This is a genomic window from Vibrio sp. 1727, assembly GCF_033344415.1.
GTDB lineage: Bacteria > Pseudomonadota > Gammaproteobacteria > Enterobacterales > Vibrionaceae > Vibrio > Vibrio alginolyticus.
Genome location: NZ_JAWPOT010000003.1, coordinates 132323 through 155319, shown reverse-complemented (window position 1 = coordinate 155319; position 22997 = coordinate 132323). Strand labels below are relative to the sequence as shown.

Annotated in this window: 21 protein-coding genes; 12 read left to right on the top strand and 9 right to left on the bottom strand. The window is 45.0% G+C overall.

Going from position 1 to position 22997, the window contains the following annotated elements:
- Positions 1-44: 44 nt before the first annotated feature.
- A complete protein-coding gene (locus R8O10_RS05010; RefSeq protein ID WP_053304585.1) occupies positions 45-980 on the top strand; it encodes a LysR family transcriptional regulator in 936 nt (311 codons plus the stop codon).
- Here the strand turns inward: R8O10_RS05010 and R8O10_RS05005 are convergent.
- Positions 933-1844, bottom strand: a complete 912-nt coding sequence (locus R8O10_RS05005; RefSeq protein WP_158173387.1) for a LysR family transcriptional regulator — start codon at positions 1842-1844, stop codon at positions 933-935. The genes R8O10_RS05010 and R8O10_RS05005 overlap by 48 nt on opposite strands.
- 220 nt (positions 1845-2064) lie before the next feature.
- On the opposite strand from R8O10_RS05005, the gene R8O10_RS05000 reads away from it, so the two are divergent.
- Positions 2065-4944 carry an MGH1-like glycoside hydrolase domain-containing protein gene (locus tag R8O10_RS05000; protein WP_318191162.1) on the top strand — a complete coding sequence of 960 codons (2880 nt, stop codon included), beginning with the start codon at positions 2065-2067 and terminating at the stop codon, positions 4942-4944.
- A 106-nt stretch (positions 4945-5050) separates the two neighbouring features.
- Here the strand turns inward: R8O10_RS05000 and R8O10_RS04995 are convergent, their stop codons facing one another.
- From R8O10_RS04995 to R8O10_RS04985, 3 genes are all read right to left on the bottom strand, one after another.
- The gene (locus R8O10_RS04995; RefSeq protein WP_318191161.1) at positions 5051-6619 is read right to left on the bottom strand and encodes a DEAD/DEAH box helicase; all 1569 of its coding nucleotides are present in this window, start codon (positions 6617-6619) and stop codon (positions 5051-5053) included.
- A 285-nt stretch (positions 6620-6904) separates the two neighbouring features.
- Complete coding sequence (locus R8O10_RS04990; RefSeq protein ID WP_005373753.1) at positions 6905-7615, bottom strand: biotin/lipoate A/B protein ligase family protein; 711 nt, start codon at positions 7613-7615, stop codon at positions 6905-6907.
- 27 nt (positions 7616-7642) lie between these two features.
- Positions 7643-7798 (bottom strand): hypothetical protein, encoded by a 156-nt coding sequence (locus R8O10_RS04985; protein ID WP_162171729.1) that lies wholly within the window; start codon positions 7796-7798, stop codon positions 7643-7645.
- Between the two features lie 42 nt (positions 7799-7840).
- Here R8O10_RS04985 and R8O10_RS04980 point away from each other — a divergent pair, with 42 nt between their 5' ends.
- Positions 7841-8167 carry a DUF4156 domain-containing protein gene (locus R8O10_RS04980; protein ID WP_025767966.1) on the top strand — a complete coding sequence of 109 codons (327 nt, stop codon included), beginning with the start codon at positions 7841-7843 and terminating at the stop codon, positions 8165-8167.
- Between the two features lie 79 nt (positions 8168-8246).
- Here the strand turns inward: R8O10_RS04980 and R8O10_RS04975 are convergent, their stop codons facing one another.
- Both R8O10_RS04975 and R8O10_RS04970 read right to left on the bottom strand, forming a co-directional pair.
- Entirely contained in the window at positions 8247-9275 is a 1029-nt protein-coding gene (locus tag R8O10_RS04975) for a hypothetical protein (RefSeq protein WP_318191160.1), read from the bottom strand.
- Positions 9276-9686: 411 nt separating this feature from the next.
- Positions 9687-10835, bottom strand: a complete 1149-nt coding sequence (locus tag R8O10_RS04970; RefSeq protein WP_262657029.1) for a PLP-dependent aminotransferase family protein — start codon at positions 10833-10835, stop codon at positions 9687-9689.
- A 125-nt stretch (positions 10836-10960) separates the two neighbouring features.
- Between R8O10_RS04970 and R8O10_RS04965 the strand changes: the two genes are divergently transcribed.
- Positions 10961-11830 carry an AraC family transcriptional regulator gene (locus R8O10_RS04965; protein ID WP_005387011.1) on the top strand — a complete coding sequence of 290 codons (870 nt, stop codon included), beginning with the start codon at positions 10961-10963 and terminating at the stop codon, positions 11828-11830.
- An 80-nt stretch (positions 11831-11910) separates the two neighbouring features.
- Entirely contained in the window at positions 11911-12813 is a 903-nt protein-coding gene (locus R8O10_RS04960; protein WP_318191159.1) for a LysR family transcriptional regulator, read from the top strand.
- Between the two features lie 77 nt (positions 12814-12890).
- On the opposite strand, the gene R8O10_RS04955 is transcribed toward R8O10_RS04960, so the two are convergent.
- Positions 12891-13694, bottom strand: coding sequence for an SDR family NAD(P)-dependent oxidoreductase (locus R8O10_RS04955; RefSeq protein WP_318191158.1), 804 nt, complete (start codon positions 13692-13694; stop codon positions 12891-12893).
- A 227-nt stretch (positions 13695-13921) separates the two neighbouring features.
- Here R8O10_RS04955 and R8O10_RS04950 point away from each other — a divergent pair, with 227 nt between their 5' ends.
- Positions 13922-14161: a YdcH family protein gene (locus R8O10_RS04950; RefSeq protein WP_053304577.1), complete on the top strand. Its 240-nt coding sequence runs from the start codon at positions 13922-13924 to the stop codon at positions 14159-14161.
- A gap of 73 nt (positions 14162-14234) precedes the next feature.
- Here the strand turns inward: R8O10_RS04950 and R8O10_RS04945 are convergent, their stop codons facing one another.
- Positions 14235-14906 carry a cupin domain-containing protein gene (locus R8O10_RS04945; protein ID WP_171345898.1) on the bottom strand — a complete coding sequence of 224 codons (672 nt, stop codon included), beginning with the start codon at positions 14904-14906 and terminating at the stop codon, positions 14235-14237.
- A gap of 208 nt (positions 14907-15114) precedes the next feature.
- Here R8O10_RS04945 and R8O10_RS04940 point away from each other — a divergent pair, with 208 nt between their 5' ends.
- From R8O10_RS04940 to R8O10_RS04915, 6 genes are all read left to right on the top strand, one after another.
- The gene (locus R8O10_RS04940) at positions 15115-16257 is read left to right on the top strand and encodes a hypothetical protein (RefSeq protein WP_318191157.1); all 1143 of its coding nucleotides are present in this window, start codon (positions 15115-15117) and stop codon (positions 16255-16257) included.
- A complete protein-coding gene (locus R8O10_RS04935; protein ID WP_258645519.1) occupies positions 16247-17173 on the top strand; it encodes a metal ABC transporter solute-binding protein, Zn/Mn family in 927 nt (308 codons plus the stop codon). Before R8O10_RS04940 ends, R8O10_RS04935 begins: the two co-directional genes overlap by 11 nt.
- A gap of 2 nt (positions 17174-17175) precedes the next feature.
- On the top strand, positions 17176-17970 hold the full coding sequence (locus R8O10_RS04930; RefSeq protein WP_318191156.1) for a metal ABC transporter permease: 795 nt from the start codon (positions 17176-17178) through the stop codon (positions 17968-17970).
- A 300-nt stretch (positions 17971-18270) separates the two neighbouring features.
- Entirely contained in the window at positions 18271-18990 is a 720-nt protein-coding gene (gene fabG, locus R8O10_RS04925) for a 3-oxoacyl-ACP reductase FabG (RefSeq protein WP_318191155.1), read from the top strand.
- A gap of 313 nt (positions 18991-19303) precedes the next feature.
- Positions 19304-20032, top strand: coding sequence for a hypothetical protein (locus R8O10_RS04920; RefSeq protein WP_025767960.1), 729 nt, complete (start codon positions 19304-19306; stop codon positions 20030-20032).
- A 519-nt stretch (positions 20033-20551) separates the two neighbouring features.
- Positions 20552-21925, top strand: a complete 1374-nt coding sequence (locus tag R8O10_RS04915; protein ID WP_318191212.1) for a carbohydrate porin — start codon at positions 20552-20554, stop codon at positions 21923-21925.
- Between the two features lie 63 nt (positions 21926-21988).
- On the opposite strand, the gene R8O10_RS04910 is transcribed toward R8O10_RS04915, so the two are convergent.
- Positions 21989-22975, bottom strand: coding sequence for a LacI family DNA-binding transcriptional regulator (locus R8O10_RS04910; RefSeq protein WP_005373712.1), 987 nt, complete (start codon positions 22973-22975; stop codon positions 21989-21991).
- Positions 22976-22997 lie beyond the last annotated feature (22 nt).

Genomic DNA, 22997 nt, shown 5'->3' with positions numbered 1-22997 from the left:
TCTAAATTGATTATTCAGTTTTTCCAAATAATAAGAGCACGAAGATGGATAAGTTTTCGGATATGACGTTGTTTGTCAGCATCGTTAAACATCAAGGTCTGGCGGCGGCGGGAAGGGAGTTAGGTTTGTCTCCGGCGACGGTAACGGCAAGGCTGCAAGCGATAGAAGAACGCTATGGCGTAAAGCTGCTCAACCGAAGCACACGCCACGTATCACTCACGGACGCAGGGGCAATGTACCATCAAGCTTGTCTTAACATCATTGATAGCGTGAAAGAGACGGAAAACTTGCTGCAAACGGGTATTTCGCAAGTGCGCGGAACGTTGAAAATTTCAGCTCCACGAGATATTGGCAAACAAATTATTTCGCCGATGGTGTCGGCTTTTTCTGAGCAATATCCGGATGTGACGCCTTATCTTTATCTTAATGACAATTTATCGAACTTGGCTGAATCGGGGCTCGATTTGGTGATTCGTTATGGCGAGTTAGCGGACAGCAATCTCATTTCGCGCAGGCTGGCGTCGAGTCAACGCGTGCTGTGCGCATCACCTGACTATTTGTCGAAGCAAGGTGTCCCAAACTGTCCACAAGATCTCGCGGACCATCGCTGCTTAGCCATGGTGCGCAGCAATGAAGAATTAAAAACGTGGCACTTTAAAGATGAAGAGTCTCACCAATCGATCACGGTCACGCCAAAGCGATTTTCTGATGATGGTGAAGTGATTCGACAATGGGCGTTGGACGGTGCGGGGATTGCGTTGAAATCGATTTTAGATATTCAGCAAGACCTCAAAAAACAACGTTTAGTAACGGTTTTGGATGGGTATATGAAAAACTTCAGCGCCTTTTCGCAAGGCGCTGAAGCGGATCTACATGTCATTTATCAAAGCCGCCAATATCAACCGAAAAGAGTTCGCCTGTTTTTGGACTTTCTAGTTGAGCAATTTAGCGCGCTGAGTGATGCCAGCAATCAGATCTAGATGCGATTCAGAGGTTTCTCGGCGGTGGCGATAAATCCCGACGGTGCCAGGGTTTGGTTCGTTTTCCATGGTTAAGCATCGTAAGCCAAAGGATTCCAAATACGGTTTGAGGTGCCCGGTATAAGACATCACCGCGACGCTTTCTTTCAGTACATCAATACTGGCGAGCAGAGAATCCACTTCGTAAGTCGGTCTGTCATCCAGTTGCTGCCTTTCGCGTTCATTTTGCTTCGGGATTGGGTTATCGATGACGTGAGCGAATTTCTTAGCATCATAAGTGACCGAAAGAGCTGGGTATTCGTGCAGCATATCTTCGGTGACGGTTTTCCCTAGAAGTGGGTGGTTTGGGGAAACAAAATAGGCATCAACCGTTTGAAATAGCGGAATAAACGTAACATCACATTTAGACGACAAGCCGACAATCTCGTGGCCGATGAAGAATTCAATCTGTTCGTTGATTAATGAATCCATCAAGCCTAAGTGGTTGCCAAATTCGACGTGCGTAGATGCCGATGGCTGCTTGGTCAGATGTTGATTGAGTGCTTGTTTGACGAACAGCGGCCACCACGCATCGCCAGTGCCCATTTTAATTTTTCCGACTTGGTACTGTTTCCGTTCATCAATGCTTTGCATCATTTGGTTGTATTCATGCTGCATCGCGTTGCTATGGCGATAGAGGATGCGTCCGTATTCGGTCAACACCATGCCATTAGGATGACGTTCAAACAGCGTCACGCCGAGATTCTCTTCCAGCTTCTTTAAATTGCTTGTTACCGTTGGCTGGCTTAACCCTGCCATTCTTGCCGCAGCGCTGATGCTTTGGCAGCGTGCAACCAGTAAAAATTGCTGCAGAGATTTGTCCATTTTCTTTCCCCTCTAAGAACGAGGGGTATTTTGCACAATTTCATTTATAAATCACAAATCTGTAATCTCATTTGATTGAAATTATGCGCATTTCATAGATCTACATCACTGTTGGGGTTTGACGTATAGATGTTATCTATAGCTCGCTCCTGACTTCCTATTTTCCCCTCAAAAAGGTGTTCTTTAGACTGTCGCCAAAACAACAATCTAAGGGATGAACATGAAACCGAGTTTTATTGCGCTTGCTGTCGCGTCTTGTATTGGTCTTGCTGGATGTGGGTCAGATTCTTCTGATGCGCCAGTGCCGGTCGACAAACCAATTATTTCAGCCGACTTATATTTACGTGGTTTAAATGGGGATTGGGGCACGGCAGAGCATGCCAAGCTAAACTATTTGGGTAATAACGAGTACGAAACCGTACTGCGCGTCGCTCGAGGTAGTAATCAGTTCAAGATTGCTGATCCGGGTTGGCAGATCCAATACACCTACTTTGAGGAGCCCGCGGCGTTCGATAAAGCTCAGGAGTACCTGCCAAAACCAGACACGAATGAAGCGTGTATGAACGATGATTGCAACTCTGAGATCACGTTTGAAGACAAAGGGTATTACAAGTTTTCTGTGAGCTTTGCCGATGAAAGTCGCGCGTCAATGACTGTGACGAAAGCAACACAAGAAGAAGCGGAAAAATACTACTCTGATGCGATTCTCGACCCTGCAATGGTGCATGAAGGGCATCAGAGCAAAGAAGTGAAACTGTTCGCCAATTACGATGACTCGAGTGATACCGTGATTTTCTCGGTGAAAGATCCTAAAGCGGAGCTGCGTGAATTTGGTATTTCAACGACGACAGAATTGCGTGATGCGCTCGACCAAGGCTTAGTGATTAATGAGCAAACAGGGCCGCGAGTGGTGTCGGGTGATGTCGCGTTTGACGCGTTGTTTGCATTGACGATGAAAGAGCTAGACCAGCTTGCCGTTTCTGAAATCAAAGACGGCAATTACAACTACAACAACCCAATCAAAGCGGAAGTTTTTGAGACGGGCGCGAAGTGGCATTACGTATGGACGCGTGATTTGGCGTACGCAGCAGACCTTTCGCTTGCATTGATGAATCCAACTCGCGTGCAAAATGGTTTGAATTTCAAATTGTCTGCTTTCCGCGACACGACCGATCAGCAATACGATGGCGAGCAGATTGTGCAAGACACGGGCACGGGCGGCAGTTGGCCAATCAGTACCGACCGTACGACTTGGGCGCTTGGTGCAGAACGCTTACTTTCGGCATTGGATGGGGAAGAGTACAACCAGTTTGCAGAGCGCGCATATAAAGCGATCAGTAATACACTTGAAGCCGATCGCCTGGCGGCTTTTGATGCGAAATCCGGTTTATACACTGGTGAGCAATCATTCCTCGATTGGCGTGAGCAAACTTACTCAACGTGGACGCCAAACGATGTCAATGCGATTGGTAGCAGCAAAGCGTTATCGACAAACGTGGTTCACTACCGCGCGATTCAGCTCGCGGCTAAGTTGGCAGAGAAGTACGACTCAACCAACGCGGTCAAATACACCGAGTGGGCTGAGCAGTTAAAAACCGCTATCAACGATCAGTTTTGGAATGCCGAACGCGGTATGTACGTAAGCTATTTGTTTGACAATGGCAAAGACATTGCGGTCGACAAATACGATATGTTGGGCGAAGCGTTGGCAATCATCAGTGGCGTGGCAAGTGATGCGCAGGCGAAACAAATCATGGCCAATTACCCACACAGTGAGTTTGGCGTGCCGGTTTACTTCCCTCAACAACCGGACGTGCCTGTGTACCATAATCGCGCAATTTGGCCATTTGTTACCGCGTACAGCTTGCGCGCCGCGCATCAAACACAAAATGTGGCAGCAGCGAACAATGCCATTCAATCGTTGGTTCGTGGTACGGCAACTAATTTATCCAACATGGAAAACTTAGAGTGGCTTTCTGGTAAGTCATTCATCATCCATAGTGATCATGGTGAAGATCCAAGCATGGATGGCCCAGTTATTAACTCTCAGCGTCAGCTTTGGTCTGTGGGTGGCTACTTGAACATGGTGGTAGAGACCCTATTCGGCATCCATACCGAAACGGGCAAGTTGGAAGTGAAGCCGTTTATCACAAGTTGGGTGCGCAATAACTTGTTGGCTCAGTCTGAACAAATCACGTTGGAAAACTTTGCCTTCAAAGGAAAGAACTACTCGGTAACGATTGACTTGCCTGAAGTAAGCAAAGATGACACAGGTTACTACCCAGTTGAAAATGTCACGATGGACGAAGAGGGGCATTTCCACGTGACACTGGGCGCGCTTGTGAATGTAGATAGCAGCATTACTTTAGTTTCTGGGGTGAAACCGTATGTGAGTGAAGACAGTCGCGTTTATTCTCCGCAAGAGCCAACATTGGTGGTAAAAAGCGTTGATAATTCGGTTTCGATTGACGTGACGAGCAAGTACAACGTGAACTTGTATCGCAATGGCGAGCTGATTCAAAAGAACGTGATTGCTCAATCTTATTCCGATACGCCAACAGGTTTTGCTTGTTATTTGGCTGAAAGCATTAACGATAAAGGCTTCCGTTCTAACCCAAGCCAACCGGTTTGTGTCGGTGAAGAGATCCGCATCAAACTTGATGGCGAATATCAGCCACTCAAAGACAATGTCTCAGTGGTTACGGTGAGCAAAGACAGTGGCATCGTAAAAGGTGCAGAGTCGTTTACAGCTCCTGTAACGGGCACTTACCAGTTCGATGCTTGGTACAACAATAACCTAGGACAACTTAATACTGGCATCACGAACACCGTGAAATTGTTAGAGGTATTGGATGATGCAGGTAAGGTGGTTGGCCAAGGTTACTTGCAGATGGGCCATATTGGTGAAAACCAAGGTATGCGTTACTCAACGCCAATTGAAGTGGCGTTGGAGCAGGGGGAAACCTATCAGATCGCGCTGAAGGACCACTTCAATATGAGTTACCTCACATCGAATGAAACCTACATCTACGCTGGTGGTATTGAGGGTGAAAAGAACGAAGCACAAATCGCAGATATTCGAATCACACCTTTAATGTAGGCTGTTTTAACAAAGCTGTGTTTTAGAAAACTGTGTTCTAAGAAAGACAAAGCCGCTGAGATTATCAGCGGCTTTGTTGTATTTGCTATCGGTGGCCGTTTACAGATTAGTTTGCAGCCTGCGGACGAGGTTTACGGCGCTGACCTGACGGTTTGTTTCCTGCAGGCTTAGCATTGTTTGGCTTGCGGTTACCAGACGGTTTACCAGCGTTGCCACTCTTATTACCGTTTGGTTTATTTCCACTCGGTTTATTGCCATTTGGCTTGTTGCCGTTAGGTTTACGGTCATCTGGTTTACTGTTTGCACGACCTTGGCCTTCACGGTTGCCTTTAGGCTTGCCCGCACCGCCTTGGTTGGTGCTGTTTTTGTTGCCGTTGTTACCACCGTTGAAGCGACGTTTAGGTTTGTTTGCACCATTGCCTGCTTTCTTTTCGGCTGCTGGGGCGTTTTCACTTGCAGCATTTGGCGCTTTTGGTTTTTTCGGCTTCTTAGGTTTTTTCGGTTTGATTGGGCGAGTATCCAGTTTAGATTCTGGCACCACATTGGTTGGCGCAAAACCTTCCAACTCTTTACGTGGTAGTACTTCTTGAATCAAACGTTCAATCGCAAACAACTCAGATGCTTCTAGCGCACACACCAGTGAAATCGCTTTACCTACTTCGCCCGCGCGGCCAGTACGACCAATACGGTGAACGTAGTCTTCTGCCACTTTCGGTAGCTCAAAGTTCACCACTTGCGGTAATTGCGGAATATCAATACCGCGCGCAGCAATGTCCGTCGCGACCAAAACACGAATTTCACCCGATTTGAAATCCGCCAGTGCTTTGGTACGTGCGCCTTGGCTCTTGTTGCCGTGGATGGCAGCAGCCGGTAGATTTTGTTCGATCAGGAACTTCGCTAGACGGTTTGCGCCGTGTTTCGTTTTCGTAAACACCAGCACTTGCTTCCAATCGCCGTCTTTGATCAATTTAACCAACATCGGTGCTTTTTTCTTCACGTCTGCTGGGTAGATGCTTTGCTCAACCGTTCTCGCCGTCGAGTTCGCCGGGTTCACTGAAATCTCAACCGGGTTGTTCACCAAGCCTTTCGCAAGGTCGCGGATTTCATCCGAGAAAGTTGCCGAGAAAAGTAGGTTCTGACGCTGTTTTGGTAGCAGAGCTAGGATCTTACGAATGTCACGGATAAAGCCCATATCCAACATACGGTCTGCTTCATCCAGCACTAGCACTTCCAGTTGGTCGAACTTCACCGCATTTTGGTTGTACAAATCCATCAGGCGGCCTGGTGTCGCGACCAACACATCCGCACCTTTGCGAAGACGCTGCATTTGCGGGTTGATCTTCACACCACCAAAAACCACCGCACTGCTTAGTGGAAGATGACGGCCGTACATAAACACGTTTTCTTGCACCTGAGCCGCAAGTTCACGCGTTGGCGCCAGGATAAGTGCACGAACTTGGTTAGCACGAACGCGAGGGCCGTTCGATAAACGCTCAAGAATCGGTAGCGTAAAGCCTGCGGTTTTACCTGTACCAGTCTGCGCTGCTGCCATTACGTCTTTCCCTTCCAAAATAGCAGGAATTGCTTTTGCCTGAATTGGCGAAGGGGTGTCGTAGCCTTTCTCTTGAATAGCTTTAAGGATTGGAGCAGATAGACCTAACGAGGTAAAACCCATATGTATGATTCTCAATTGTAGAGTTAGATAACAACGCGCCGAAAACAAATCGGTGCGAAAAGTGCGACATTCTGAGGCTTTTACGCGCAGGCTTCAACTAATTCCGTCATGGATAAATATTTGAACTGGATCTCATTTCTTTTTGGCAGGCAAAACTGATAACTGGTTTGGTCGATCGATTGAATGGTTTTACGTTGGCGATGCCCATTCTTACATCGTTATCACGGCATGCAGTTTTAGTTTATCAAATGCTGTTCGGAGTGTGGGGGAGGCTTGCTCCTTTCATTACTCCGCTTTTGCATGCGTTAAAAACGCACTCGTCAATTGCTGAAAGAGCGAATCTACCGATGGGCGGTCGGATACATGATGGAAGAGCGGTGTGTGGACATCACCACGAATATCATCGCTGTGACCGCAAAGCTGATTACACATTCGTACTGGTTCGACAATCTTCTCGACGTCGGCATCAATCAGAATGCATGCTTGTGACAATACCACTTGTCCGCCGCCTTTTTTAAGTAAAACACGCTGCGCGGTTCCCACGACTTTTTGCCCGCCAATGTTGAGGTTGTACTCGCCATCGCAGTAGGAATAAGGCGTAGCATGAACATCCACTTTCACGCCGAGCTGTTTAAAGAAAACCGTTAATATCGCACATAAATCGAGATACGCTTTTTTGATGTTGTAAGGCTCGCCTTCTGGCCAGTGGTAAATGTGGGATAGATTGATAATACCTGGCACCTGAGGGACTGGGGCACCACCGGTTTTACGAGAAAAGAGCTTCCAGCCAGACGTATTTAACGCATGTTCTAACTCATTAGACACTGGCCATTTCTTACCCGCGGGAAGCACGAGCGTTGGACTTTTTACTTGCCAAAGCAATAGCACTTGCGAGAGTTGGTTGGACTGAACTTGTTTAATGAGCTCATCTTCTTTGTCAAATGCATCAGCGACTTCCGTAGCTGTGTAGCGAATTAGCTTATTTTTAGCAACCAAACTCTATCCCTCGCGGCTATTTAATCATTACTGTTGTATCTCAGATACAGCTTTATTGCTAGGTCTGTGATTATTAGGTTTTTGCTCGCTAGCTGCATGATCACCTTTTGGATCTTTTCCGTTGTCCATTAAGTTTGCTTGAACACGCGATAAAAAGTTTTTGCTAGTCATCACATCAGCCATTCATAAAATCTGCCATCTATGAAAAATTTTGGCGATATAAGTATGAAAAAGCGAGTGATGACTCTCGCGTTAGCGGCATCATTAACGGGATGTGTGACTTTCCCAACGCAAGAATCTGAGCAAGTACAGGTGCTTTGGGACAATGTGAATGCGATTGAAAACTGTGAACTAATGGGTACCGTGATCGGCTCAGAAGGACACTTTTACGACTACTGGCTTCATGCAGATAAAGACATGGTTTGGGGGACGCTAAACCAAATGCGCATCAAGGCGGCGGATTTAGGCGCAGATACCTTGTACTTGTATCAACCGTTGAGCTTTTCTACGTCAGTGACGATGTTTGCAAATGCTTACAAGTGCAAACAGTAGCTATTGGCTTGATCATAATTGAAAGACAGGCGCTGCTCGCCTGTCTTTGATGCGTTCTACAAATACTGGCTACTTTGCGTTAATTAACGTTTGCTGTCGCCACCGCTGATGTATCAGAAAACGACAATGTAAAGTCTCGCTCAGTATTAAGCACTTTGGCTGGAAACTCTAAGCTCAACTGCGTATGTGGCGCGACTTCTGAAGCAATGCTAGTAACGAATTTTCGGGTTTCTCCAGGAGAGATCGATATGTCACTTCCACCTTGTGATGAGAGCTCAGCGATACCCATTGTTTCAAGTGTGTTACCTGCAGTATCCGCCAGGTGTAATAAAGATTCTGACTTGTAGATTAATTCTCCACTTTCTGTGCGATATGCATTAAACGAGTTGAAATTTGGTTGCAATGATCCTTGTGAACCAATGTTAGTAACGGAAAATGTCACATTAGCGCCATCAAAGTTCTCGACTCTTACAAGTACGTTACTGTCTTGGTAACGAGCGGCTACAGCCGCAGTTGCTTGCTGTTTCTGCCTCTGTTTCTCTTTTTCAATGTCGCTTAACTGTTTCTGCTCATTAGCGATTCGATTCTTTGCCATGTAGTACGACTGATCGACCATTGCTATTAAAGCGGGGATTGAATACAAAGTGAGGCCTTCCAAATGGTCAAAGTCGATTTTGGCATGTTGAGTACGTTTATGATTAGAAAATTGGCAGTAACCATCAATCAAACTGATTAAAGCCACTTCAAAAGTGCCCTGTAATCGGCTTACTTCCTGTGCTGCTTTCTCTAGATTTGAGCGGACTTTCCGAATCTCTTCCAAACTCTTTTGTGAAAGACGACCGTTTGGCGATACGTCGTTAGAAACCGAAACCAGTTCTTCGGTCACAAATGGATTGTTTTCGGCTGGAATCACCGTAGTGATACGGTTGGATTTGGTGATGTCTTCGCCCAATAAAACCATCATTTTTTGCGATGCGGCAGTTGTGTTGCCCGCTAATACGTCACTACAGTTTGGCGACGTATTGGCATACACGGCGAATGCGGTAAAAAGTGAAAGTGTAACGGACCAGCCGATGGTGACGAGTCCTGTCGTGGTTCGAGTATTCATCCTGATAACCCCTCTGTCATTTGGTGCGATTCACTGACGTAATTGCCAATCAAAAGATTGGCTCGCGACATTCAGAATGGTTCTGGTCAACCCTTCGTAGTGGGTATGCCCACAGATGCTTTTTTAGTCGTTTATCAACCGCTAAGCCACGATTGATAAAGTGTCTGAAATTGAGAGCATTAACGCTGCGAAGTTGATGTCTTTGACTGAAAGATAGACGTAACTTTTCTAACCATCAAATACGTGATTGAGTTCTCATTTTTATATGAGTGAGAGGTTCAAGAGAAAACAGGCACTTACTGTAGAGAGTTGATTTGAAGGAAAAATATAAATTTTTTTGGGGAACTTTTTTGATGCTGCCTTTGAGACTTTTTTTGAATCTCAAAGGCAGGTTCTTACACTCGCGTTCAATTACAATGTGTTGAGGACATCCGCGAGTCGAGAGACAGCTGTCGTCAGTTCTTCTGGTGTAGCATTGGTAAAGTTAAGACGCAGAGCGGCTTTTACCTTTGAACCTTCTGGATAAAAGACCGGGCTCGGCACTACAGCAACCCAGTTTGCGAGAAGGTTTTTCGCCAGTTCGAAGGTGTCGCATTCTGGAATCTCGACCCAAACGAACATACCACCATCGACGGGTTTGAGTTCGCAACTTTCTGGCAGCTGTTTTTGCAGTTCAGCAAACATGACATCGTAACGTGATTTGTAAAGAGCACAGATGGTTGAAATGTGCGTTTCGAAGTTGTCATGTTGCAGTAGACCATGCAGCAAAGCTTGCATAGGAATACTAGAGTGCAGATCGGCACCTTGTTTAATTTTGATAAGTGGCTCAAGGTAGCTGCTTTTGCCCGTAACTACACCAATACGCAAGCCTGGTGAAGCTATTTTGGAGAAAGAGCGCAATACGATGGAGTGTTGCGGGCAGAAATCTGAAACTAGCGGTAGTGCTTCACCAGAAAAACGCAGCTCACGGTATGGTGCGTCTTCAATGAATGCAACGTCGTATTGGATACAAAGCTCGGCAACTTTTTGGCGAGTCTCTAGCGCCCAGCATACGCCCGTCGGGTTGTGAAAATCGGGTACGGCGTAGAACATTTTTGGTTGCTGCGTGGCAAAGCATTGTTCGAGTTCTTCTAGGTTTGGGCCACACTCGGTTTGTGAAACGGTCACGATGTTGGCTTGCACTAGACCGAATACTTGCATAGCACCAAGGTAGCTCGGTGCTTCCATCACCACTTTATCGCCCGGATTTACGTACGCACGCGCAATCAAATCTAGCCCTTGCTGAGAGCCCGTTGTGATCATAGCCAAATGAGATTCCGGCAGCTGGTAATAATCGGTCAAAAAGTTAAGTAGCGGGGCGTAGCCTGCTGTTGCGCCATATTGAAACACCTCTGGCATATTAGCGAGGTTTTCGAGCGTCGGTTTCATTAAGTCGATCGGGAAGGTTTTTTCGTCCGGCAAGCCACCTGCAAGAGAAATGACGTTCTTATCGCTCGCTGCTGCGAGGATCTCTCGGATGTAGGATGACTTAGTTTGTTGTAATGACTGTGCGATTTCCATGTGCTGTGCTTCTCGTAATTGTCTTTTTTTATGTCAGAAATAGTATAGGTAAATTGCCAAGCTTGGTGTGTCTATTTATGCTGTTAAACATGTCCATTTATGCTATTTAAGCGAAAGTTTACTCCGTGAGCCATCAACAAGTTTCCAGAATCAATGACGTGCTGTTTTACATTCACCAGGACATTAGCAGAGATTTATCGGCTAAAGAGCTAGCAGATGTAGCAGCCTATTCTGAACAGCACTTCCATCGTATTTTTAAAGATGTGGTAGGGGAGTCTGTCCATCAATATATCCGTCGAACAAGAATGGAATACGCCGCCAATCAACTGATGTTTGATACCAGCTCATCGGTGTTAGACATTGCTAACAAGTGCGGCTTTAGCTCGGTATCTTCTTTTAGCCGAGCGTTTAAAGCAACGTTCGCTATGTCTCCTGGCGCGTGGCGAAAGCATGATTTACAAGTCGCAGAAAAGCCGTATCTAAAAGATCCAGAAGTGGCTGCGGGTTATCATCGGGTTGCTAAACGCGAGTTGCCAGAACCTAAAATTATGGAGGTTCCACAACGCTTTGCGGCTTATGTGCGGCATGAGGGTTATAGCCGTTCCATTCGTAATGCGTGGCTGATTTTGAAGGCGTGGGCAAGCTCTGAGAATCGGGACTTTTCGGTTCAATACGGTTTGCATCACTCCAACCCCGCTTGGGTTGAGCTCGATAAGTGTCGCTATGTGGCTTGTATGGCGATTGATAAGCCGCTTAAAGTACGCGGTGTCGTGAATCAAATGACGATTCCGGGTGGTTTGCATGCTGTTTTTCGCTTAACAGGGGTATATGGAGAGCTTCTTCCTCAATTGAGTATGGTGTTAGAAAAGTGGTTGCCGAATTCAGGCTTTAAGCAGCGTTCTACTCCCGCTTATGTTCACTATCATAAAAACCATTTCCTTAGCCATGATGAGGCGTTTGAGCTGGACTTCTATCTGCCCATCAGTTTTTTCTAACTGGAGTATTTATTTACTATCCGTAAGGAAGAAAATGCTAAGCTCTATATGGTGATTTGTTACAAATAATTGAAAATTAAATGAACATCGATCATGTAAAGCTATTTGTCCGTTTGGCTTCGACACACAACATCAGCATGGCTGGTCAGGAGCTTGGACTTTCTCCTGCTGTCGCTAGTGCGCACATCAACAAACTTGAGGACAGCTTAGGAGTTCGTTTAGTTCATCGCACCACACGCAAAGTTTCCTTAACTGAAGAAGGGCAGGCTTTTTTACCTCACGCGGAGGAGGTCCTTGCAACAGTGGAGGCAGCAAGGGGAGCTGTTGGCTCAGGGCAGAGTGCGCCAACGGGAGTATTACGTATAACCGCCTCTGCAACTTTTGGTCGCTTGCATATTGTGCCCGCATTAAAAGGTTTTATGGCGCGTTACCCAGGGTTAACCGTGGACTGCCGATTTTCTGATTCCATTATTGATCTGGTTGAGGGAGGTTTCGATGTCGCCATTCGTGTCGCTGAGTTGAAAGATTCTTCATTGGTCGCAAGAAAGCTTGCGCCAGATCGTCGTATTATCGTTGCATCACCAGATTATATTGAACAATTTGGGAGACCTAACAAGCCCCAAGACTTGACGAATCATCAATGTATTAACTTAGTTGGAATGAATAATTGGTCATTCAATACAAAAGATGGAATGCTCAATGTAAGAACTTCTGGTCGTTTTAAAACTGATAATGGTGATGCGATGAGAGACGCGACGGTAAACGGGTTAGGTATTTCTATCAACTCGGTTTGGAGTGTTTATCAAGAATTACAAAGTGGTCAGCTAGTGGAAGTACTCGAAGATCACCCTTTAGCGATGGATGCTGGGATTTGGGCTGTGTACCCAAGCTCTCGTTTAATTGCGCCTAAGGTGCGTGCCTTTATTGATTTCTTTGCTGAATACTATGGCACGCCACCTTATTGGGAGTTTGCGGAAAAGTGATAACAAGTTTCACTTATCGAATACATTGTTTTTAAGGTCCGAATAAAAACGAACCTCAAGATAATTCTTAATTGTTATTAATAGAGTTTGCTTAAGATTAATTCAATAGTATCAATTATCTGCTGTGTTTTGCTTTGATCTAATGCATCAGGGTGTGGGGGCGCGAATGCTTCAATGTCATTATCGAAGTACATACCATGCGCTTGAGCAAACTCTTCTGATAGCGCAGCGCGAGTTAGAATATCTGCTCCTAAGCGGATATCACCACCAGCAACCCCATAAGCATCTTTAACCATCTTACTACCTAGGAATGATTTTGGGTTTACTGATACCAACATAGGGCCAGTGTTCTTAAGCTTTAGTCCGATTGCTCGTGACCACATCGTTAATGCCAATTTGCTTTGGGCATATGCTTCGCCATCTGACAATGGTTTGCTACCGAGTAAAGCGCTAGTGTTTACTGTTGTTTGTGCAGCTGAAGACAAATTAACCACACGACCCGTATCACCGAGCAACGGCAATAGCTCTCTAGTGAGTAAGTAGGGAGCAATGGTGTTGACTGCGAAGCGTACATCAAGACCCTCTTTAGTTCTTGGATTTGGTGTTGCGTACACACCAGCATTGTTAATGATGACGTCTAAATGATTGAACCGTTCTGTTATCTCCATCACTATCTGTTTTACCGCATTGGGAGAGGATAAATCAGCAACAAGGCTTTCAACTTTACCACTTTTCATCTCCCTCAAACTTTGCTCAACTTGTTGAACTTTCTCTATATTCCGGCCATGGATTATTACGTGTTGTTCACGGTTAATTAACATTTTCCCGGTTTCTAAACCAATACCGTCAGTAGATCCAGTAACTAGAATTGTCTTTCGCATGATCGCTTTCATTGTTGAGGGTTATTATAGATCGATCATAGTGGCATCTTTTGCATTCGACTATTGAGACTAAAAAGAAAACATTTCTAGGAAAAATTGAAAATAACTTTGTTGTTCTTTTTGTGGACGGTGCGACGAATTAACGTCTCATTAGATGCTACGGTTATACATGTGGTGCTCAAAAATTAGGCACTGTTTTGTACTCAAATAATAGCCAAGAGGTCTCTATGTTAGGTGAAAATCACTCATTAACTCATGAATTCCCAGAACATTTGGATACCATTACTCAGCTTACCGAAAGCGATGCATCATTTGCTGAAACCGTTAAGAACTACAATGCTTTAGATAAGGAAATCCGCGTACTAGAACTTCAAGGAAGCCCGATTGATGATCACGAAATGAACGTGTTAAAACATAACCGGGCTGAGCTCAAAGACTGGCTCCACTCGCGAATAATGGGTTCTTAGTGACGAAATGATCATCGGCTCGTAAATAGCGGGCCGATTTTAGTTCCAATGGACGATGCCAAGTGTGCAAACATTAGGAGTGCTGAGCAGGAGCTTGGAGCGGCAGGTGACCAGTTTTTACCCAAATGATCGTTTCTTGCTCTACAAAAGGAAAATGCTCGCTCATATGTGGGCTTCGGATCCAAGAGAGAGCGGGATAGGTACCTAGCTCGTCTCTAAACTCTCCTGACAATACGAAAATCTCTTCACCACCAAAGTGACGGTGTGGTTGAAATTTCTCACCTTTTGGCCACTTAACCAACGCGACATGTTCGTGCTCAAAATTATGCAGCGGCATGACTTGCAACCCACCGACACCACTCTGCCAGCTCGCTTGGTTTGTATTAATGCGAACTGTTTCAAGATCCTCAGATTCGAACTGATTTAGTTTAACTAAAATCACACAGCCTTCTTCGCTAAATGGTGCGTGTTGACTTCCTGGAGGGTTACGAAGGTAAGTGCCGGCAGGGTAGTCACCGTATTCGTCAGAGAATACCCCCTCGAGCACCAATATTTCTTCTCCTTGAGGGTGAGGATGAGTCGAAAACTGCGAATTTGGCTCGTACTTAACGACGCTGGTGGTATGTCCTGATTCTTCGGCTTCTCGTTCCAAAGGTTTGCGCCACACACCTTTGGAAGGGCTGGCGATCCATTCCTGTTGAGCAGTATCTATCACGATTCTTTTTGAAAAATCCATATTCAACATATTGAAATTCCGTTACTTATTTAATTACTAATTCTCATTAGTATACGTATAAAAAACATCAATTGATTCATTTGTTGATAGCCCAATTCATGGATTGAGTACGAACATGAAATCGGAGCCTAATTTAAATTTCCGCTTGTGTAATGAGAATTGTTATATTATAACATCGCAAAATTAAATGTTATAACATAACAAAAAGGAAAAAGTAGTGAATAAGAAATTGGTGTCTCTCGTGATCGGTAGCATTTTTGCATCCCCTGTTTTTGCCGACACACTATCGAACCCACAGATTGGTGTTGTTGTTGATGGCTATTACCAAGATGGTCAACGTCATAATTCTGAGCGCGAAGAAGGCTTTGGTCTAGGCCATACGGAATTAAGCTTCTCATCAAATATCGACGACAAGTTTTACGGCGCATTGACCGCGGTTCTTGAAAGTCATGGTGATGATACAGAATTAGAGCTTGAAGAGGCATTCATCGAAACTTTGGCATTGCCATATGGTGTAAACGTGCGCGCTGGCCGATTCCTATCTGACTTTGGTTACCTGAACAACCAACACATGCACACAGACAGCTTTGTTGAGCGTCCAATTGCTTACCGTACTTTCCTTGGCTCGCATTACTACGATGACGGTGTGCGCGCAAACATCGTTCTTCCAACAGACCTATATGTGAAGTTGGGTGTAGAAGCGTTAAGCGGCAGCAAGATGTCTTCTGTTGAAGATGGTTCTGAAGTTGGCGTTTACACGACAACACTTAAGCTTGGCAGCGATTTCTCAGAGTCTTCAAGCTGGCAGTTTGGCCTGAGCTACCTACGTAACGAAAACGGTAAGGTTAAAGAATTCGAAGATCACGACCACGGTCATGAAGAAGAGCATGAGCACGATCACCATCATGGCGCAGCAGTGACAGGTGCGAACCTTTACGGTGCTGATTTTGTTTGGAAATGGGCACCAGACGGTAATTACAAATACAGCAACTTCACGCTATCGGCTGAATACATGCTGTTAGACGGTGTGGTAGACAGCAAATATAAAAACGATGCAGAGTCACCAGACAACTTAAGCGCTTACTATGTTTCGGGTGTTTATCGCTTTAACCCAAGCTGGTCAGCAGGTTTACGTTACGGTGAAGCAGAAAGCTACGATGGTCATGCACACGGCGACCACATGCATTTCACTGAGCTGAATGACAAAGAAATGGATGCGATGATCGCATGGGATTCTTCTCATTTCGGTACTATCCGTGCGCAATACACTCGCATTGATAACCAAGACAGCGAGACAGACAACGTGTTCACTCTGCAATATGTGATGACATTTGGAGCGCACGGTGCTCATGCGTTCTAAGCTGACATTGAATAAATGCAGCTTGGTGATGATGGCAGCAGGAGCTGCCATCATCTCTTCGCCTGCTTTGGCTCTAAACATTTTCGTTTGTGAGCCAGAATGGAAAGCCTTTCTTGAAAGCCACGCGCCAGATGCCAGTATTTATTCAGCGACAACGGCTAAGCAAGACCCACATTACGTACAAGCTCGTCCTTCTTTGATTGCGAAGATGCGCCAAGCGGACATGGCAATGTGTTCGGGCGCAGAGCTAGAGGTGGGGTGGTTACCTATGCTGCAAGTTCGTAGCAGCAATGCGGCGGTGCAAAATGGTGCGCCGAGCATGATCTACGCGACGGACTTCGTGCGCATGTTAGATACTCATGCTCACGTTGACCGTAGCATGGGAGATATACATGCTCACGGTAACCCACATGTTCAATTTGCGGCAAATGACATGATTCCGTTATCTCGTAAAGTCACAGAGCGCCTAAAAGCGATTGATCCCGACAACGCACCAAGTTACCAAGTGAATGGTATGAAGTTTCGTGCTCATTGGCGTAAAAAGCTTAAAGAATGGAATGAGAAAGGGGCTGCTTTAAAGGGTAAGCAAGTTGTCGGTTATCACGCGACGTATCGTTATTTGTACGATTGGCTCGGAATGAAGCAGATTGCCGATCTCGAACCTAAACCGGGCATTTCACCGACCACATCTCACCTGCAATCACTCACCAAGTTAAATGCCGACAGTTTTGATGCGATTGTTTACTCCTCTCATCAGGATCAGCGTCCAGCGAACTGGTTGCAAGATCATACTGACAAACCTGTGATTCAACTGCCATTGACCGTTTCTGAGGGTGAAAGCTTGGATGAGATGTACGATCAGGTCATTGATGATTTACTGGATGTGTTAGTGCCGCCCGTTCCTGTGAGGATCTAAGTATGGCGGATTATGCATGGCTTTTACCTGCGGTTTTGTGTGGTTTAATTGCGTTGGTCGGCAACATCGTTCTGGGGCAACAAGTTCTTAATCGTCAGATCATCTTTATAGATTTGGCGGTGGCGCAAGTTGCGGCATTGGGGGCAGCACTAAGCCACTACTGGTTGAGCCAATACGCGCTGTTCTCAGGCTCATTCTTTGGCGAAATGATTGGCCCTTGGGTGATGTCTTTGATGCTTTGCGGTTTGATTGCCTTAATGGAGAAACGATACCAGCAACATTTAGAGCCCATGATTGGCAGCTTGTTTGTCGTGTCTGCATCGCTGGCGATCCTGCTGGTGAGTAAAGACCCACACGGCGGAGACTTTATTCAAGGCATTCTTAATGGGCAATTGTTATGGGCGACTTGGGCAGACGTTTGGCCTCTGGCACTCATTACCGCTGCGATGTTGCTATTGGTTTGGTTAAAACCTGCGTTTATGCGCGGTAGTGGTTTTTATCTGATCTTTGCAATCCTGATGCCCATTACGGTCAAGTTAACCGGCATTTATTTAGAATTTGCTTTGTTGGTTATTCCAGCTTTATGTGCGGCAGCATTGAAGGGAACTCGATTCTTTGTCGCTAGTATCAGCATTGGTATTGTTGGGATCTTATCGGGTATTGCCGCATCGGCTCGCTATGACTTACCGAGTGGTGCGAGTATTGTGATCACCCTGTTTATTGCTGGCATGTTCTTTAATCTCTTGCTTCAGCCTTTTCTGGTGAAAGTAACAAAACCAGCTTTTGTAAGAGATTAAGAGACAAGTAATATTGGTCTGATGAAGTAGTATTTGATTAATCAGACCAATACTTTTCTATCCAAGTCCTCCAATCGTGTAACTTTGCGCCTTCCAACACACTTTCTTACGTTGATCTTGCCATAGTCATCAAGTTGCCTTGATTAGTTCACATTCGACTCCCAGACTGTTTCTATAGTTTTTATAAGATATAAAAGACCCTGCGTATGAGAAGCGCAGCTGTAACGCGACTAGGCATAAAAACAAAAAACGCTAGGGATACAAGCGAATTTGTAATCTCAACATTTAAGGAAGACCAAGATGAAACCGGAAAAAGTAGCAGTAGTCACTGGTGCGGCTCGTGGTATTGGCCAAGCGATTTGTGAGCAATTACTGGAGGATGGATTCCACGTAATCGGGCTAGACATATCTCCCGTGGAATGGAGTCAGTCGGCGCAGCTAAGCAGTTATCAAGTCAACTTGTGTGATGCCGAAGCCGTCAGTGAAGTAGTAGAAAGTGTTGTAGAGCAGCACGGAAGAATCGATGCTCTGGTTAACAACGCGGGCATCACTCGAGATGCACTGTTGCCAGACATGTTAGAGCAAGATTGGGACTGCGTGATCGACGTGAACCTAAAAGCGGTGTTCTTACTCACCCAGCGCGTTGCTCCTGTCATGCTAGAGCAGGGTGCAGGTAGTATTGTCAGCATTTCTTCTATAGTGGGAACGGATGGTAATATCGGCCAGAGCAACTACGGCGCAAGTAAAGGCGGCGTCATCTCAATGAGCAAAGGCTGGGCGAAAGAACTTTCAAGAAAGGGTGCACAGATACGCGTCAACTGTGTCGCGCCAGGCTTTATCGCCACCGACATGACCAAGAACCTGCCAGAGAAAGTCATTCAAATGATGGAAGGCAAAACCCCATTAGGGCGCATGGGCTCAGTTCAAGATATTGCCAATGGCGTCTCTTTCCTAACCTCAGACAAGAGCGCCTACATTACAGGCCAAGTGCTCAAGATTGACGGTGGGTTGGTATTATAGCTCGCTAATCAAAACGTCAAATAACAAACGCCCTTTACTTATATGAAGGGCTTTTTTGTTTGAGGAATGTTATTCGGGCTTTTGACACTTTCACTTTATTCGTTTCGCACTGCCGGACTTGTATGATTAAGTATAGAGTGAGTACACATAATTCACTTTTACATCGTTCTCTGTTATTAACCTAGATATGTAGCTAATCAAAAATATTAACTTCGAAATAGAATAGCTGTTGAGGTATTAAAGTATGATTTTGTTGCCCATGGTATTAATTTAAATGATAATGCCAAGAAATAATTAACTTTGAATACTCACTATGTACTTAAAAACTGTACTGTTTAGCGCGTCAACTCTTCTTATTTTGGGTTGTAACTCCGAATCAACTAACCCATCTACTGAAGAAAGCGGATGGATAGTTGTAAGCTCTCACTCCGAGCCAAGAAAGCATCAGGTAATTTACGAAAAACATAGCAGGAAAGGTCTAAGTCTTGCCACTAACGTTCCGGATCTTGACCTGCCTTTAACTTACCAACTAGCGAACCAAATTATTGAGGTCAAAGAAGAGCTTACATTTGGTGAAAATATTGACGGGAACCGCCTAACTTGGAAAGCTATTGGCAATGCTAAACTTAGAGAAAATCAAGTCCACTACGGAGTTAATAAAGATTACTCAGCTTCTAATGAAGGTATTGCTATCGGTTATGTTAACTTTGAGTCGAGGTTTGAGGCTGAAGGACAGCTTGGAATCGAAAAGTTAGTAATTGCGATGTATGACGATGTCAAGAGTGTCGAATTTTACTCTGGATGGGATAGTTCTAAAATATCTTGTTACCAAAATACGTTTGATGAAGACTTAGCTTGTTACGGTGAAATTTTAATTAACGACGATATAGTTCATGTTTTTGATAAATATCTGTCGTATGAATATGTAAACATGGTTTACGACACCGTTATGTCCAAAGGTCGAGAAGATATAATTGAGGCAGATTTTCAACATCAAATTAAATACTTACTAGTCGAAGAGAATAACGTTGAGATGCATTAGCTTGATTACTTTTTGGTAATGAGTGGCTTTTCGAAGCCGAAGTGACCATGAGCAAGATTATTAGATTTTACAAAACTCATTTATGTTCAAAAAATGAGTTTTGTAGATATTAAAATGCATGGAGCCAAATTCTCTCACTGATTCTATGAAGTTTTTGTGCGCTCTAACCACAAGACAATCTATAAAAGACGTTGAGCCAACGTCTTTGCCACAATGCCACCTGTTAATAAGGCTTTCAATGCCTCTTTCTCATTACTATTCAAATGTGCGCTGGTTAATGATTTTTCTGTAAGTAACACAATTGAACGTGATAGAAGTAACAAAATGGCCTCTTAACGGTAACGTTCCCGAAAAGTTTATATATTATCGCCCTCATTGATACAAGTGGTAGAGACGCTCTGAGTCTGAGCGCTCTGAAATTCAGACTTTAGATGGGTATTTAAAGTCACCATAAGTTTGCAATTTTACTTGGGAACGTTTGCAAGTAACCTAAGTATAAATTTACGTGAGACTATGGAAATGAAACTACACACTTTGACGATGGCAGTAGCGCTTGGGCTGGTTACAGCACCTGCATTCGCAACAACAGATGTTGACGCTCTTGAAAAGCGAATTAATGAATTAGAACAGAGACTTGAACAGACAGAAAAAGCATCCACAGAAGCAAATGAGAAAGCCTCAAGCTTTGAGTTTCATGGCTACGCTCGTTCCGGGCTACTGATTAATGACGATCTGAATGGTGCAGTGGGTACTGGTCCTTACATGACGGCAGCTGGTGCTATTGGCGCTCCAGTTGGGCGATTAGGGGTAGAGGATGATCATTATGTGGAAGCAAACCTTATTCACAAACGTTTTGCAGATGATGGTTCCAGCGCATTGTTCCGAATCATGTTGGCAGATAGTACGGAAACCAATAACGAATGGACGGCGAGCGAGAGTCAATTAAACGTTCGTCAGGTATATGCTGAGCTAAACAAGTTGAGTATGTTCTCTGAATCAAGTGCGTTTGCTGACGCGACGTTTTGGGCTGGTAAACGATTTGACCGTGATAACTTTGACATTCACTTCTTTGACTCGGATATTGTTTTCTTATCTGGCACTGGTGCTGGTGTGTATGACGTCCAAATGAGCGAATCATGGAAAGCAAACTTCTCGATCTATGGTCGTGATTTTGGTGAGATTGATAGCTCGTCAACGGATGTTGAAAACTATATCGCGACAATGAACAACCGCTTCGGTAATTGGCAATTGATGCTGAGCGGCATGACGTCAGCTGATAACAATGATCGCGTAGAAGGAGCAGCGGACAAAGGTTTACATGCGATGTTTGCCTACCATGGCGATAACTTCTTTGGCATGAGTGAAGGCTTCTCTAAAACCGGTATTTTGATGGGTGATGGACTGGGTGCGGAACTTAAAGGCATCGGTTCAAACGGAGATTTGTTAGAAGACGCAAAAGCCGTACGCTTGTTCAGCTATGGTGTAACACGCATCGGCGACAACTGGCGTGTAGCACCTGCGTTGCTAGCAGAACACAGCCAAGATCGCTTTGCTGAAAATGATGAATTTACGTGGGCATCGTTCAACATCCGCTTAGCGCAAGAGTTTACGCAGAACTTTGAGATGGTTTATGAAGGCTCATACCAATACATGGACCTAGACAATGCGATTGATAAAGCAAGTGGCAGTTTTTACAAAGCGACAATCGCACCAACGCTTAAGATGTCTACCGCTGCAGGTTTCTTTGACCGTCCGGAGCTACGTTTTGCAGTTAGCTACGTTGATTGGAGCGAAGACTTGAATGGCTACTCGATTAGCCAGGATGCGGGTGCTGCAACGATGGGTGATGGTGGTGAAGTTCTGTTTGCACTGCAAATGGAAACTTGGTTCTAAAGGGATCTAACCGACAAAGAGTAATAAGAAAAGCGCCAACTGATTTCAGTTGGCGCTTTTTCATTAACAGGACTGACGCTCAATTGTTTTGAAGGTTAGTACCATCTTACTCATTTCAAAACTTCTGTTGGCAATTCTATCTAGTAGCAGTTTCGCACCATTTTCACCCGCTTTATCAAATGCATAGTTAAATGTTGATAAGGTTGGGGTGCACACTGATGCGAGCTCATCATCACCAACTCCTAGCACTAAAACGTCTTTACCCGGTGTTAACCCGAGCTCTTGAATCGCTCTCATCGCACCGATAGCAATACGGTCTGTCGCACAGAACAAGCCATCTAGCTTAGGGTTCTTTGTTAAGTGTTGTTTTGCCAATGAATAGCCAGAATCGATTGTAAAGTCACCACGAGCATGGAAGGCGATCTCAAAACCATGGTGTTGCAGCGCTTGAACAAATCCTTCAGAGCGTTGCTTATCTACCGCGATATCGTCACCTTGCACGCCAATAAAACCCATGGTTTGGCAACCTTTTGCAACCAGTCTATTTCCCGCTTCAAACCCTACTCGTGCGTCATCATGAATGATGCTTGGAATATTAAACATGGAACCATCTTGACCGACGAGCACAACTGGAACGGCTGAGTTTTGAATTGCTTTTACCAGCTTGGAATCGAGGTGGGTGGCGTAAAGAATGATCCCTTCAACCCGTTTTTGGTTAAAGATCTGAATGTATTCCAGTTCTTTTTCGTGGGCTTGGTGAGTGCTAGCAAGTAAGACATGTTTCCCTGCTTTTTCAAGGACATCGGTTAATCCATCGACACCTTGGGATGTGGCATGAGAGGAAACCCGAGGAACAATGACACCAACCAGATTGGTCTTTTGAGATTTTAGATCTTTAGCGACTTGGTTTGGCACATAGCCACACTCCGCTACTGCTTGGCGGACTTTCAGTTTTGTCGCTTCTTTTACGCCATATTCATCGTTTATAACCCGTGACACTGTTGATTTTGATACGCCAGCCAGACGGGCGACATCATGCAGACTCGCCATTGTTCCTATCCATTCTGTTTTT